The 14563-nt window shown below is 59.6% G+C and carries 13 protein-coding genes and 1 pseudogene; 10 read left to right on the plus strand and 4 right to left on the minus strand.

Features of this window, described 5'->3' with window-relative positions; translation table 11 throughout:
• The first annotated feature begins 151 nt into the window (after window positions 1-151).
• Together ACZ432_RS11340 and ACZ432_RS11345 are read left to right on the plus strand one after the other, a co-directional pair.
• Window positions 152-2779 (plus strand): BGTF surface domain-containing protein, encoded by a 2628-nt coding sequence (locus ACZ432_RS11340; protein WP_426962309.1) that lies wholly within the window; start codon window positions 152-154, stop codon window positions 2777-2779.
• Window positions 2780-2972: 193 nt separating this feature from the next.
• Complete coding sequence (locus ACZ432_RS11345) at window positions 2973-3653, plus strand: hypothetical protein (protein ID WP_426962308.1); 681 nt, start codon at window positions 2973-2975, stop codon at window positions 3651-3653.
• A 243-nt stretch (window positions 3654-3896) separates the two neighbouring features.
• On the opposite strand, the gene ACZ432_RS11350 is transcribed toward ACZ432_RS11345, so the two are convergent.
• Window positions 3897-4133, minus strand: a complete 237-nt coding sequence (locus ACZ432_RS11350) for a hypothetical protein (protein ID WP_426962307.1) — start codon at window positions 4131-4133, stop codon at window positions 3897-3899.
• Between the two features lie 195 nt (window positions 4134-4328).
• On the opposite strand from ACZ432_RS11350, the gene ACZ432_RS11355 reads away from it, so the two are divergent.
• The 5 genes and pseudogenes from ACZ432_RS11355 (at window position 4329) to ACZ432_RS11375 (ending at window position 9158) form a co-directional block, all read left to right on the plus strand.
• On the plus strand, window positions 4329-4856 hold the full coding sequence (locus tag ACZ432_RS11355) for a hypothetical protein (RefSeq protein ID WP_426962306.1): 528 nt from the start codon (window positions 4329-4331) through the stop codon (window positions 4854-4856).
• Window positions 4857-4923: 67 nt separating this feature from the next.
• Window positions 4924-5868 carry a transcription initiation factor IIB gene (locus ACZ432_RS11360; RefSeq protein ID WP_426962305.1) on the plus strand — a complete coding sequence of 315 codons (945 nt, stop codon included), beginning with the start codon at window positions 4924-4926 and terminating at the stop codon, window positions 5866-5868.
• A 152-nt stretch (window positions 5869-6020) separates the two neighbouring features.
• Window positions 6021-6185, plus strand: a pseudogene (locus ACZ432_RS11365) (DUF7568 family protein); the annotation flags it as partial.
• Window positions 6186-6252: 67 nt separating this feature from the next.
• Complete coding sequence (locus tag ACZ432_RS11370; RefSeq protein ID WP_426962304.1) at window positions 6253-6648, plus strand: DUF7567 family protein; 396 nt, start codon at window positions 6253-6255, stop codon at window positions 6646-6648.
• A gap of 236 nt (window positions 6649-6884) precedes the next feature.
• Window positions 6885-9158 (plus strand): phospholipase D-like domain-containing protein, encoded by a 2274-nt coding sequence (locus ACZ432_RS11375; RefSeq protein WP_426962303.1) that lies wholly within the window; start codon window positions 6885-6887, stop codon window positions 9156-9158.
• A 240-nt stretch (window positions 9159-9398) separates the two neighbouring features.
• On the opposite strand, the gene ACZ432_RS11380 is transcribed toward ACZ432_RS11375, so the two are convergent.
• Together ACZ432_RS11380 and tnpA are read right to left on the minus strand one after the other, a co-directional pair.
• Window positions 9399-10634 carry an RNA-guided endonuclease InsQ/TnpB family protein gene (locus ACZ432_RS11380; protein ID WP_426962302.1) on the minus strand — a complete coding sequence of 412 codons (1236 nt, stop codon included), beginning with the start codon at window positions 10632-10634 and terminating at the stop codon, window positions 9399-9401.
• Entirely contained in the window at window positions 10631-11020 is a 390-nt protein-coding gene (gene tnpA / locus ACZ432_RS11385) for an IS200/IS605 family transposase (protein WP_426962301.1), read from the minus strand. Before tnpA ends, ACZ432_RS11380 begins: the two co-directional genes overlap by 4 nt.
• A 314-nt stretch (window positions 11021-11334) precedes the next feature.
• Here tnpA and ACZ432_RS11390 point away from each other — a divergent pair, with 314 nt between their 5' ends.
• On the plus strand, window positions 11335-11682 hold the full coding sequence (locus tag ACZ432_RS11390) for a hypothetical protein (protein WP_426962300.1): 348 nt from the start codon (window positions 11335-11337) through the stop codon (window positions 11680-11682).
• Window positions 11683-11765: 83 nt separating this feature from the next.
• Window positions 11766-12701: an ArdC-like ssDNA-binding domain-containing protein gene (locus ACZ432_RS11395; RefSeq protein WP_426962414.1), complete on the plus strand. Its 936-nt coding sequence runs from the start codon at window positions 11766-11768 to the stop codon at window positions 12699-12701.
• Here ACZ432_RS11395 and ACZ432_RS11400 read toward each other — a convergent pair.
• Window positions 12698-13174 carry an ArsR family transcriptional regulator gene (locus ACZ432_RS11400; RefSeq protein ID WP_426962299.1) on the minus strand — a complete coding sequence of 159 codons (477 nt, stop codon included), beginning with the start codon at window positions 13172-13174 and terminating at the stop codon, window positions 12698-12700. The genes ACZ432_RS11395 and ACZ432_RS11400 overlap by 4 nt on opposite strands.
• A 115-nt stretch (window positions 13175-13289) precedes the next feature.
• Here ACZ432_RS11400 and ACZ432_RS11405 point away from each other — a divergent pair, with 115 nt between their 5' ends.
• Window positions 13290-14090, plus strand: a complete 801-nt coding sequence (locus ACZ432_RS11405) for a hypothetical protein (RefSeq protein ID WP_426962298.1) — start codon at window positions 13290-13292, stop codon at window positions 14088-14090.
• Window positions 14091-14563 lie beyond the last annotated feature (473 nt).

The raw sequence follows: 14563 nt of genomic DNA on the forward strand, positions 1-14563 counted from the left end.
GTTTCAAGCGCAACCCCTACCCAAGCACCAGTAATGAGTATCCAAGGCCAAGTCCGGCCGCACCACGCTGACGATGTTGGTACCCGACGAACGGGCGACGGGCACAGGTCAGGAGAAAGCTACTGATGCACGAAGCAACAACCAACTAAACATGACAAGCGAAAACACAAACTATCGCACGAAGGGACGCGCAGTGTTCCTGGCTGCGATCATGGTGCTTTCCGTATTCGCCGTCCCCATCTCCTTTGCGGGATCGGCGGCTGCGGTAAGCGACGTTACGGTCAATAACTTCGCTCCCGACACTGTGGACGAAGATCAGACCGTGGAGCATAACCTCAATTTCACAGCTAACGACGTGAATTCGACCGGGACTCACAAGATCACGGTGACTCTCCCCGGGGATTCCACGTTCGAGAACGATGGCAATAACGGCGTTGATGCCATTGCCATCTATAACGAGACCGGTTCCGATGTCTCTAACGACATCGTTACCGACACGTCGAACTCTAACGAGCGGGACCAGCTGATTGTCTCGCTCGATACGAGCGACTACCCCGAACAGAACTTCACCGTCGACACGAACGTTTCCGTCGTTCACCCGGCTGTTGACGGGGACGCTACTGGTGACGTCACTGTTGAGTTCGATGATGCGAACACTGGCGTCGCATCCGCCACGACTTCGCTCACAGTTCAGGACACTGACTCCAGTGGCCTGGACGTCGACCGTGAGTTCACGAACGCGAGCGACCTCAACAACAGTCTGGTCTTTGCGGGCCAGTCCTTCTCGGTCGCTGGTGGAAGTGGCACGAGCCTGACCGACGGTGAGGAGATCACCCTTCGCCGTGTGACCGGTGACAGCAGTTCGACGCCGGTCGCCAACAACCAGGTTCAGACGATCAACGGAACGCAGTACATCATCTTCGAGACGGCCAATCGCGAGACTGGCGACTACTTCCTCGAAGATGGTGACGGTGACCTCACGCGTTCCAACTCTGAATTCGAACTCGTTCAGCAGAACGTGAACGCTGAGTTCGATCCTGATGAGGTCGCGAACCAGGGCGAGACGGAGACGGAACTCACGTTCGAGTCCGACCTGCGTAACGACTACGACGTGACTATTTCGTCGGAGAGCTTCTCCGAGGACGAGCTCGAGGACCTCTACACGGGTTCCAGCTCGAACTACGACATCAACTCGGACGACGAGTTCGTCCTGTATGATGTCGAGAACAACGAGCACACGTTCGACTTCACCGACACCTCGACGGGTGACTACGACTTCGACGTCTCCGTGACCGACACGGACGCCGAAGACACCGCGTCGCTCTCCGTTACGGAGGGCCAGGCCGGTGACGTCACCTTCTCCGAGGGTGTCGTCGAAGAGAACCAGGGCGACATCGCCCAGATCGACATCGAGTTCACTGGCGGGCAGGAGCAGGCCTACCTGCGCATCGGTGACGAAGAGGACGTCAACTACGAACTCGACCTCGCTATCGACTCCGACGGTGCCGAGGAAGTGACGGTTCACTTCAACACGTACACCGCCGGCCAGAACAATTCGGCAACCTTCAACGAGGACAACGTCGTCTCCGTGACGACTGAGGAAGACGGCGCGAGTCCGTCTGTCACAGTCGAGAACAGCTCCAACGCGGGGATCGGCGGTATTCTGGGTCAGGGCGACTACTCGCTCGACCTGGACACGTCCTACTCGAACATCGAGGATGACAACGCTGACGAGGTCGGCGAGCTCTTCATCGAGGAGCGCTCGACCGACACGATGAACATCTGGACGGCGCCTGACGGCTCCCTCAGCGACATTGAGGACGTCAGCGACGTGACGGCCGCCGTCGAGGACGGTAGCATCACCGAGACCGAAGAGGTCGCGAACGGTGACGTCATCGTCCACGAGCTTGGTGCCTCCGGCATCAGCGGTCTCATCGACGCGAACGACGAGTCGATCACGACCGCCATCGCGAACGGGAACCTCAGCCTGAGCATCACGCAGACCGAGGCCACCACGGGGACCAACCAGGACCCCAAGGAGGTCGACGTGGTCAACTCGGCTGACGCCTTCACGGTCATCTCCGACGCGGAGAACGACACCTACTACCTCGCCATCGAGACCGAGGATCTTGAGTGGGAGAACGACCGTGCAGCGAGCGTTGACGACGCGTTCAACGTGGAGTTCCACGTGAACGACTCGCGTCTGCTCGACGTCGACACGGTTGAGGAAGAGGACTACACCGTCGCCTCCGACAGCTTCACGCTGGTCGAGGCTACGGGCGAGTTCGACTCTGACCCGGTCGAGGTCGAAGCCGCCGAGAGCCAGTCCATCACTGGTACCACGACGCTGGCGCCGGGCACGGAGCTCAGCCTGCGTGTCAGCTCGGCTGACGACGTGTCGCCGCGGTTCCGCCTCTCACCCACGAACGACGTGGTCGTGCAGGCTGACGGCACGTTCGACGCGCAGTTCGACTTCAGCGACACGAACGTGGACGACACGTTCACCGTGACGCTGCGCTCCGTCGACGACGTCTCCGCTGACGGTGTCGTCGTCGAGTCGGTCGGCGAGGACACTACGGAAGAGGACACCACGGAGGAAACCACGGAGGAGACCACCGAGGAAACCACCGAGGAGACCACCGAGGAAACCACCGAGGAGACGACCGAGGAGCCTGAGGAGACGACGACGACGTCCGACGACACGCCCGGCTTCGGCGCTGTTGTCGCGCTCGTCGCGCTCGTCGCCGCTGCGCTGCTCGCGACTCGCCGCCGTCCCTAACACGGACGCCTAACCACTGACCCGCGAGGGTCGGTCCCGCTTTGCAGCCCATTTTTCGCAACCGCACTCACAAGCCGAGTAGCGGCAGCGTTTGGGTCCGGTCACGGTTACAAACAGATGTAGCCAGACCCATACACGGTAGACGCTGACACTGTCACTACCTTCATAGGAATACACCGTGAACGCCTCGACCATGACGCAGGAGTTCGAGGTACTCACCGAGGGCCCCCAAACGGGGGTTAAGATCGGAAACCTCGATCCGGACGAGCGCCAGCACGTCCGGACGATCGACGTGTCCCGGTCACCCGGCAGGGCACCCGCAACTCCAACGGGTCCGTTCACAACCGTCTACTACGTGGCTGGTGAGGAGCGAGAGGGAGCGGCCACGTTCGTCACGGAGAACCGGGAGGCGCTCGAAGCGATCAATCTCACCGGCTGTGGCTCGAACCTGGTCTCGACGAGCGTGTCACGTGCGGTCTACGACTGGATCCTCCACGCACTCGGTGAACGCGTCCTATCACCGTACGAGACGGTCGTCGTAGAGTACCGCCCGGAGGCCGACGAGACCTGGTGTATCGGCCGGCGCCAGTTCGAAGCGAGGGCTGGGCAACGCTACAGTCTTGAGGCCAGCGGCACGGCTCGTACTTCGGGGACGCTTGAGGCGCTGTTCCGATCGTTGTGTCCTCCGGACGACGGATGCACTATCACGGAATCCACCCTTCGTCGTCGTGACGACGTGGCTGGCGATGTCCGTGAGATCCTCGATGCGTTTCGGCAGGTGCCACAGTTCCTCGTCGAACCGACGACTCACGACGGTGAACTTGCCGTTCGGACACTCTCGTCGGAGACGTATCTTGGGACATCCTCGCGTTAGTTGGAGGCTCGTCTGAAGAATAGCCTTGTACTGCTTCCCTCACCAGCTGCTGTACTATGCGGCGATCCGCGGCCGTCCTCAGAGTGACGATTCGAGGTCGGTCCAGCAGAGACTCGATATCGAACGTACTGACGCCCGCGGAGACCACGATCGCTGGGTCTGCTGACGGAGACACCTCCGTCACCGAAGATGCAACCTGCATTCCGACGCAACACCTCCATCACCGAAGTAGGACAGCGTGGTTTAGCCGAAGACGACTTCGGTGACGCCGTCCATCGTCTCGATTTGGGCGGAGAGTTCCTCTCGGTCGGTTTCGTACGTGTCGTAGGAGATGTCGCAGGCAAGCGTCTCGTCGACGGTTTGGCTTGATCCTGCAGAGGTGGATACGTTTGTTACGCCGGTGAGGCCGGCGATCTGTGTGGTGAGATCACGAACGGTGCCGCTGTACGTGATTTTGAAAAGTTCGGTGTAGTCTGTCATCGAAAGCACATTCCGATCGCGTGTATGTAATTGTTCGGCCGTCAGTTAGCGAGAGTACGCGGACGGCTGCTCAAGACTGCTCGTGAACGTGCCCCACAGTCCTGTATCGAGGGACTGACGGCCAGCCACTCGACGAGGGGGGTTGTTTCCGCCCTGAGGGGTGCGGGCGCGCTCGTCTCGGCCCGCAACAACCCCATGGCGACAGACCACTCCGACCGCGAGCGACAGCAAGCGGTCTCGACGGCCGATCCGTGCATCGAGAACGATCACGAGCTCCTCCGCGTCAGGGAGCAGGTCCCCGGTCGCGAACCGACCGATTACGACATCGAGCTGACCGAGGGGCCACCGTACTCCTACACGACGACGTACTGGCGGTGTCGGCGGTGTGGCCAGGAGCGGAATCATCGCGAGGAGTTCCGGGAGCCCTGTCCGGTCGAGCGGCGGCCACATCCGGTGACGGATGGCGGCTACTCGATCGACGAGCCGCGAACGCGACGTGCGCTGTCGGAAGCGATCGAGGTTCGCTTTGGCGAACAGGGCCCACGCTACCTGGTCGAGAGTGCGACCGGGAACACCTACGAGGTCGATCTCGCGGCCGAGCAGTGTAGCTGTCCGGATGCACGCCACCGCGATCCCGAAGGCGGCTGCAAACACCTCCGACGCGTCGACATCGAGGTTCGAACGGGGACCGTGCCGGCACCGGACGGGCGGTTCCTCCGCTAACCCGCGTGGGTTTGTGTGCCCCTGAGAGGGTGCGGGGCGATCCCACGCGGGTCGCCGCGAATACCCAATGCAGACGAGACCTCTCTCCGACCGAACGTTCGACGAGGAAGCACAGGGATCCGATCAGCAAAACTGTCCAGATTGCGGCGGCCGCGTCACGAAGACGGAACACGAAACCGTGTGTGACGACTGCGGACTCGTGCTCGATGCGTCGCCGATCGACCACGGTCCAGACTGGCGGAACTTCGAGGACGGAACGGAGAACAAGTCCCGAACCGGCGCCCCGGTCACGCAGACGCGACACGACCGCGGTCTCTCGACGGAGATCGGTAGTAGACGGGACGCGAACGGCAACACCCTCTCCGGACGGAAGCAACGGCAGATGTCCCGGCTCCGGATGCGGCACAGCCGGGCACAGTTCAGCTCGAAGCGCGAGCGAAACCTCGCGACCGCCTGCACGGAGATCGCCCGCCTCGTGAGCGCGCTCGAGCTCACACAGGAGCTTCGTGAACGCGCGAGTACCCTCTTCCGGAAGGCACAGAAGGCAGATCTCCTCAAGGGACGCTCCATCGAAGCGCTCGCGGCCGGCAGCGTGTATGGGGCGTGTCGGACCGACGGCCTCCTCCGCACCATCGAGGAAATCGCGGACGTGGCCCGCTGCGACCGCGGAAAGGTCCTCCTCGGCTACCGCGTCCTCAACACGGAACTCGGAATCGCGAGTCGCCCCATCTCGCCGGGCGACATCCTGCCGCGACTGTTCACGGAACTCGACGTATCACCAGCGGTCCGCTCGCGAGCAGCCGACCTCGCACAGTGCGCCCGCGAGGAAGGGTTGGTAAGCGGTCGATCCCCATCCGGTGTCGCGGCCGGGTGCCTCTATCTCGCGAGCGAAGAGCACGGTGGCGGATTTCGCCAAGAAGCGATTGCGGAGGTGGCCAACGTGACGCCCGTGACGCTTCGGGCGCGGTATCAGGAGTTGCAGGAGCGGTCTGAGTCATCTTCTCCGATCTAAAGGGAGAGCTGTCGGTGGACTCGCGTTCTGGCTGATACTACTGGATGGCAGGCAAGTAACTGCCATTCACGTTCAGCGTTCCCGACTTCAGGGTGAGGTGACGTGTTGTCCTCCGTGCGGAGATTTTTGTCCCACACGGGGTAGCCGAAAGCCGTGATGACCCCCGTGAACGGCCCGCACCGGACCTCCGCTGTCCGGAGTGTCCGAACGACGATGTCCGAATCGGCGAGAAGGCAGCAGACCGGGCGAAGTTATCGGACTGCCACGACTGTGGGTGCGAAGCCCTCCCAGGCATCGTCTACGGCATTGAACGGTAGTGAGCGGTGAGTGCTGTTTTTGACCGGGAACGAGGTGGTGGCCCGGTACGGCCGGGTTAGGCAACCAATGACCCTCGAAGTACTTGAACGACACAATGAGGCACTGTTCGAGTTCCTCTGGTGCCCCGTCTGCGGGCAGGAGGTTTTCACTCACATCCCCTTCGAGGGGGTGTTCTGCAAGAACTGCAACACTCAGGTCGAACTCCAAGAGCCCCTAGAGACACGCGGCTACGAGGAGGCCGTGCTCGCCTGCTTCGATACAGCCACAACCTGGAATCTTCACGTCGAAGAAAAACTGCGTCGCGACCTGCCTGATGGGTCCGCACGCGTGAAGCTCTTCGGCGCACCGGACGCCTACGAGGTCGCCTGGTGGAGTCCGGAGCCAGGTGAGGACTGGAAACCTGTGGAACGCGGCGAATTCGACGACATCGAGGAACCATCAGAGGTGTCACACCTTGCGTAGGGATCTTGTTGAAAGACTCAGCCGACGTTGGGTTCCGAAACTTAGCTGACTAGAACTCGTCCCGTATCGCAACGTCTGGAGATGTGCGAACTCCATGTCAGTTCCCCGATTCTCGACAGGGGTGTCGGCGAAGTCGACAACGATACTCGTCACGGCCGATGTCACTCGCTCACCTACCGTTATTCTACTACCGCTCCATGGCACGGTTTTATTCGTTTCAAGCCGTTGCCGTGTTTATGGATGAACTGACGGCGAACATCTCGTTCGATAGGTTCGCGGATATGCCGGAGTTCTACGGGTCAGGGGCTGCGAAATACCGGCTGGTGATGGTGAAAGAGCGAGAGGATTTCCTCGATCTGTTCGCGGGTGCGCGTCACGTGGACGCCGTGACGTACTCAGAGACACCCGAGCTGATGGTAAAGATGTTGACTGAATACGATATCGGCTCGCTTGATGTACTCATTGGAAACGCCGAAGAGTACGCCGATCAGGTGAGTGAGGTCTCGACGGCGAGGTCTCTCGTACAACTTCGACAGGATAACCGACTCACCGTTCGTCTGAAGAATCGGAAGACCGTTCACTCGAAGATTTATCGCATCGTCATGCCGGACGAGACGGTAAAGCTCGTCCAAGGGTCGGCGAACCTCTCGCGGAACTCCTGGGAGTATCACACGAACCAGATCTCCGTCTTCACGACCGATCTCGGGACGGAATTGGACGAGGAGTTTGAACGCTTCATCGATGAGTACCGAGAGGGATACAGCGATCAGACACTCCTCGAAGGCCTTGTCGAAGCGCTGGAAGAAGCTGACTCACCGGAGGAACGGGAGAACCGTATCGAGTACTGGGTCGGTGCCGGTGACCTCGAGATGAGCGATACGGCCGCGCTGAATCAGGACGCCGTTGAAGACCTGAAAGATGTCGCTGATCAAGTCACGACCGTCGTCGACGACCCGGCGGAGGCTGACGAGACGGTCGCGTTCGTCGAAGAACCCGAGAACGCCAACCGCAACGTCATCAAACCGAACGGATCCACAGAGGAAGACGGATCACCTGCCGATCCGGACGACGACGAGTCACCGGATGTTGGGCTCGTTGAATCGGAGCATGAAACGGGGCTCACGGATGGGCTTGACCGTCCCCGAATTCGCGCCCCCGATGAAAAGATACGGATGGGAACCAGCAAAGTTGACAAGGATACTGCCGATGAGTTCGGAGCTGGACTCCGGAACCGCGGGGCGACCGTCGAGGACCACAGCATCACTGCGCCATTGAGCGCGTACAACAACCAGGTCAAGGAGTCGACAGCGATCCCGACGATGTCGGTCCTTCCGGAAGCCGAGCAAGTCGTGATCGGCGAAGATGACGAAATGATTCTCGTGGCCACCGACGAGCCAACCACTGAAGTCCTGGATCACTGTCTCGAAACGATCGAAGATTACATCGAAACCGTCGAGAACCACGGTCACACCCAATCCGAGACCGCGGTGATGGCACAGATGTATGAGGCGTTTCTCTATGGATTCTGGGCCCCGTTCGCCAATCAATATGCGAAAGCGTTGTCATCGCCGTCTCGGACGTTAGACAACGTTCTGCAGCATCTGTATATCGAGGGAAAAAGCGACGCGGGAAAGGATAAACTCACCGAGTACATCCTGCGCCTCGTGTCCGACAACACAGTTATCTCCGGTGTGGATGCGGACGATGTCGGTGTCAAGGAAGTCCGTGGCGTCCGCGAGTGGGACACGTGCTTCCCATACGCCATCATCGACGCGGAAAAGGAGAAGATCCAGCGATGGAGCCCGATCCGGAACTACTGGGGGGATTGGACGCCCACCAGCGTCGATCAACCGTGTCTCATCTTCACAACTAACGATGCGCTCCCGAAGTCCGAGTTCCGGAACCGAATGAAAATCTTGAGTATGGATGTCTCTTTCCCCTCGAACCCGGAAGATCCAGGATTCCGCGAGGCACAAGAAGACCTATCAGACGTGTTGGAACGGCAGAACCCGATCTTCAGCTACGTCGCTCGTCGAATGCTTACCGAGCAACCGTGGACCGACGGGAACGGCACTATCGAAGACGTCCGCCGTATCGTCCGCGACTTCTACAACGAAGCGGGTCGAGAGCACCCCGAGTACTTCCCCGCTGTTGAACCTGCCGAGAAAACATACGACACGGGCCGGTTGAAGTGGCAGCGGGATATCCAAGGCGGCCGTGTTACGTTCGAATCCGAGCCGAACGCTATCACGGCTGACTTCGACCGCGAGGAGTATGAGGTGTACGACTACGAAAAGCGACTGCCTAAGCGGTTCATGTCCGAGAAATCGTCCACGAGCGTTTACATCGGTGCGCCTGAGGAATTCGCTGAGTGGATCGGGTACTCTGTCACCGACCTCCTGAACGGAGCGGCCGAAACCGAGACAGACACCGAGCAGCCAGCCACCACGGAGGATACGTCAGAGACGGACGCCTCCGGTGGATTCCTTTCCCGATTGTTTGGAGACTAGCCTCTTTGAGACAGACCGCGGTCTTAGTGGGCGTCTCTCCGGGCTGAGGTTGAGGAAGAGACGGACACACCGACGGAACGCGTAGCGAGGATCCACTCAGTCCCCTCACCCACTGCTGGTTCAGTGCATGGTGAAGGTCCTCTGATCTGAGTCGTGAAGTACCCGTGATTGACCTCCTCCCGCGCCTAAAGTCGCGGGAATCCCACCATGGGATTTCAGGCCGAGCACGGCCCTAAGGTTTCAAGACGCGTTCGTTCCAAGCGTCTCTTCCTGGGTGTCAGCATCGGCTTGGCTGTCTTGTGGGACGGTCAAACGTCCCCCTTCCTCAGCCGAGTCATCGCCACTCGTGTATTCTCTTGAGTGACTCTCTCCGCTGAGGTAGCGGTCTGCAATATTGAGCGCGGCGTTAACGTCTGCTTGGTACTCCGAAACCCAACACCCCGAGTTGGAACACTTGAACGTCGCCTGCTTCGGACGGTAGCCCTGTTCTCCGCAACAGTGGCACGTCTTCGAGGTGTAGGCGGGATTCACCGTCTCCACTCGAATCCCCTTCTCAGCCGCTTTGTAGCGAATCTGCGCGTGCATCTTGGCGAATCCCCATCCGTGGAGGCGGCGATTCATGAACGCGCCGTAGTCCATGTTCTCACGGATGTGCGTCAAGTCTTCCAGAACCAGTACGGGGTTCTCGAATTGCTCGGCGTAGGTGACGACCTCCGACGTGACTGTGTGAAGGATATGGTCGATGTGTCGCCACAACTCGTCGCCGTAGGACTCAGCGATACGTTCGCTTCCGCGTTTCTGAAGGCGTCGAGTCGCCGTGAAGTACGTCTCACGGAGTTGTCGGACTCGCTTGCCTTCGTCGTTCCAGAGGTTGGGTGCAGTCGGGGAGCCGCGCTTGTCACGGTGACACACCGTTACCAAAGAGGCTTCCCCGATATCTACCCCAATCGGCGTTTCCGCCGAACTGGTTTCTCGCTCCTCCACGTCTCGCGTAGCGACGATGTGGAAGTACCACTCGCCGTCACGGTCGAATAGCCGACACTCACCCATCTTCGCGTCCCCCGCCTGCAACGCTTCCAACCACTCCCGTTGTTCGGGGTTCGGTTGTGCGGGCAACCAGAGGTGGTAGTCGTCGTGGTGCGGGATTTTGACGTACCACTCAATTGCGTTTTGTGGCTTGTGGTCGAGTTTCGGGCCTTCGTTCGTGAACCGAACAGGGTGGTCGTTGTGAAGTTCTTTCGCGTCGTAGCTTCCGCCACAGAGTTGCGGGACGTACTTCTTGATCGCATTCTTCGCGTATCCACTCAGGTCATAGTTGACCACTATGTCGTTGGCCGTTGACTGTGTGGTACAGTTGGCGTTGAACGCGGCCTCGAGCGCGTCTTGGTACGCTCGTTTCGTCCCACAGAGTTTGCGGTGCTTGTGGGCGTTCGGCTCCACGAGCTTCAGTTCCAGCGTCTCGGTGAGTTCGGTCACTGTTCGTCCTCCGCGTGACGCTGGATGTATTTCTCGACAGTCTCACTCGAAACGTGACCCGCTGTTCCTGCGTAGTAGCCGCGTGCCCACTTGATTTTCTCGCCGTCGTGGTCGGCGTGACGGTGGTTGTATTTCCGCGAGCTAATTCCCTTAAACCAGTTGGCAAGAAGCGACGGAGCGTGCTTCGGTGGACTACTGACGAACAGGTGGATGTGGTCGGGTTGGACAGTGAGGTCGATGATCTCCAACCCCTTGTCGTCGGCTATTTCGTGGAGGATGTCTCGCACACGGGTTGCAACGTCATCGACGAGTACCGATTTGCGGTACTTCGGTATCCACACTATGTGGTAGTTGAGGTTGTACGTTGCGTGCCGTGTGGTCTTCATCCGTACGACACACTATGATTCTGTGGTGTCTTGAAACTACCGCACACGGTAGAAAATCCAGCCATGCCATCGCCGGTGGAAGTGTACGCTATTGTCCGCTTGACCCGCGCCTAAAGACGCGGGTATGCGCTCGCACGATATATCACGGACCCGATACGTGAGAGAAAGCTGGGCGGTTTCCACAGTACCATTCGGATAGACTCGATCCGCTTCCTGAGACGACCAAATACGTTGGTGAACGCACCGCAGCCGGGTTTGTGTGCCCCGAAGAGGGCGAGGGCTTCATCGAGAGTCCTCATCTAGAGGTGAATTTCGTGAGTCAACGACAGCGAACCAACGATGTCTCGCTCGACGACATTCCGGTCGATATCGCGGAGGCACAGACAGCAAGCGTTGAGCCGGGCGACGTGCCCCCGGAGATCGAGTCGATCACTCGCGATCTTGCACAAGATCAGCCACCAACGAACCCGCTGATAGTTCTCAAAGCGGCCCGCTGGTGGTACATCCACGGCAAGGGTGGCTCGGATCCCGCTTTCCAGTGGGCCGTCGAATGGACGCAGCATCTCGCGAGCGGGACACCGAGTGACAGCGAGCTGTTCGACACGTTCCTCGAGTATCTCGTGACGGTCGGCTTCGAGGACGAACGACATCAGCTCCGATAGCGCGCGGAGTGTTTTTCGCCCCCGAAGGGTGCGGCCGCGGTCTGAACAGATGCAGTCGCCGTGAACGTGATTCGGTGCACACAATGGCTACGACCAGTGATTCGTCGGTCTCCTTCGACCAGACCGACACACGATCCGACGAGATGAACAGCACTATCGAACAGTGGATCGACGACCTCGTCGCTGGCGTCGACGATGCGCAGGCCAGCGAAGAGTTCCAAGAGTGGCTCGACATCCAGAGTCGCTTCCACGACTACTCCTACCGGAACACGCTCCTGATCAAGCGGCAGTGTCCCGGGGCGACCCGGGTGGCGGGCTACCGGACGTGGCAGGAGGAGTTCGACCGGCACGTCCGGGAGGGCGAGTCGGCGATCTGGATCTGGGCGCCGATCATCACGAAGCAGTGCCCGGAGTGCGAGAACTCGCCGAGCTACCACGCGGACAGCGACTGTGCGTACGACGAGACGCCACCGGAAGAGTGGTCCGAGGGTTTGGTCGGGTTCACGCCGGCGCCGGTGTTTGACGTCTCTCAGACCGATGGGGAGCCGCTTCCCGAACTCGACACGGAAGCGACGGGGGAAGCTGATGACCTTGTCGCCCACCTCACTGCGATCGCGGACGACCTTGACGTGACGGTTCGAATCGTGCCGGAAGGTGAGTGGACGCACGGTGAGGCGAGGGGTATCTACCAGCGGTCGGGTTTCGCCGAGACGCGGCCGCGTATCGAGGTCCGCGATCGGGAGAACGATGCCGACCTTGCGCGGACGGTGATCCACGAGTACGCGCACGCGCTGCTCCACTGCGATGTCGACGACGCTACCGAGCGGTCGAAACGCGAAGTCGAGGCCGAGGCCGTCGCGTACGTTGGGGGGCGATACTGCGGGCTCGACACGAGCGGGTCAGCGTTCTACCTCGCCTCGTGGGGGGCGGACGATCCGGACGTCGTTCGCGACCGACTTAAGCGAATCAGTCGAACGGCAGAGAAGGTCATTGACCTCCTCGAAACCGTGAAGAGTTAATCAGCAACGGCGTCGAGATCGGGCTCGTCAAATTCGAGTGCGTCCGCGATATCGTCCGAAAGTGCCGGTCGGGGAGCCGATTCGTGACGTTCGATTTTTTCGGTCTTCCGCGTGTTCTCGTAGAGGGCGCGCGCGACCGGAAGCCCACGGAGATACTTATAGTCGTGAAGGACCTCAACACCCCGCTCTGTAAACCCGTAGAACTGAGAGGGGAGATCACGTTTCCCTTCGCTCGGTTCGTACGTATAGCGTGCGAGGAGCCCGGCATCGATCAACGTCTCCAGCTGATCTTTGATGGCTGCCTGACTCTTTCCGGTCATATACTCGAATTCGGCGAGCGACATCAGATGGGTGGGATGGCCCAGCAGCTCCTGGATAATGAGATGGCGCGTATCCTGGGACAGCAGCTTGAACAGCCGCTGCTGTTCCGCGAACGGCCCTGAATCGGCCGTGCCAGTGTCGGTTTCGCTCATATGCGATGGTACGAGGAGGGACGCTATAATAGTTAGGATAGTCCAAGTTGGTTAATCCGAGAAAAACCAAAGTAGTTCAGAAGAGATAAGGTGCGACGGTTTGAACCGGCACCTCATGACCGATCCAAGCCCTCCGCCGGAAGCTGGGGACATTATGACCGTCGTTCACGAGGCGGTTGGGGACATCGAACTTGAACCAGCGGAGAAACGCGAGATCTGGCGGTTCACGCAGCGGGAGCTGCCGTATCTGTGGAGTCAGCGGACATCGTATTTTATCCTAGGGAGTTATCGTGACCCCTATCTTCGCCGACTTCGCGCCGTCCAGAACGAACTCACGAAGCAGCTCGGCGCCTATCCATTCATTATGGGTGATCTTCTCGAACTCCCCACTGATCGGCTCAATACGTTCGATATCATGTTTTCGTTGCTCGCGACATACAGCGACTACATCGTCGGCGTCTTCGAGAAGGAAAGTGGTGGGGAGGCCCCTGAATTGGGCGAGATCGATGACCCGCCGTATTTCGCCAAGTCGTACGTGTTCCCACGTGATTACGCCTGGGTGACTGACGATAACCTTGACTCGACACAGCACGTCATTCAGGCCGCCCTCGAAATCGCGTTTGCAGACGATGTGTCGGCGGATGGAGTCCAAGCAAAGGTTACTTCGCTTGTTGATCGCGCCCAAGAGAACGGTCTTGACATCGACGAACAGGAGGTTTGGGATGTGATCGACGACCGGGCAGATGAGGGCGAAGAGCCAGCAACGTACAGTTGGGTCCATCTCAACAAGTTCCGTAAATTCGAACTCCACGATCGATGCTTCCCGTGGACGACAGAGGACGAACTTCGAACCGCGGTTGACGAACTCCCATCCCCGACACCACGTCCGGAGTGGGAAGCGAGTGGAGAACGATGAACTATTTCCATTTGGCTGTCACGTATTGACACCCATAGTGAGCAATAAGTATGGCCGCTGAAAGTGAGCAGCCCGAGTTTCCCGATGAAATGTCCTCTGAGGAGGCACGGCAGTATCTCATCCGGTTCCTCGGACGCCAAGACCTCGACGAGCACGAGGCGATCTACGACGAACTCGCGACGGAGTAGGACTTCCTCCTCGCTGCGGTTTCAACCAAGTACCCCATCCATTTCGTCTGTGTCTCTCCTTTTTTGAGATGAGCCACAGGCATGCCCCGCGGTTGTGCTCCGCGACCGGCCGCGACCCAGATGGCCTTCGGTGCGGCAATCAGCCGAACTTTGGAGTGTTGTTGGCCGTGAGTACTTGGTTCAAATGGATGTTTGCGGGCAGAAACGCGAGATGTTCTGTACTTGGCTGATTGAGTTATAGTCGCGTAGCCCGCAAGCGGTGAGCAGCAGCATGCGACACTCGCT

The sequence above is a fragment of the Haloparvum alkalitolerans genome, assembly GCF_055381565.1.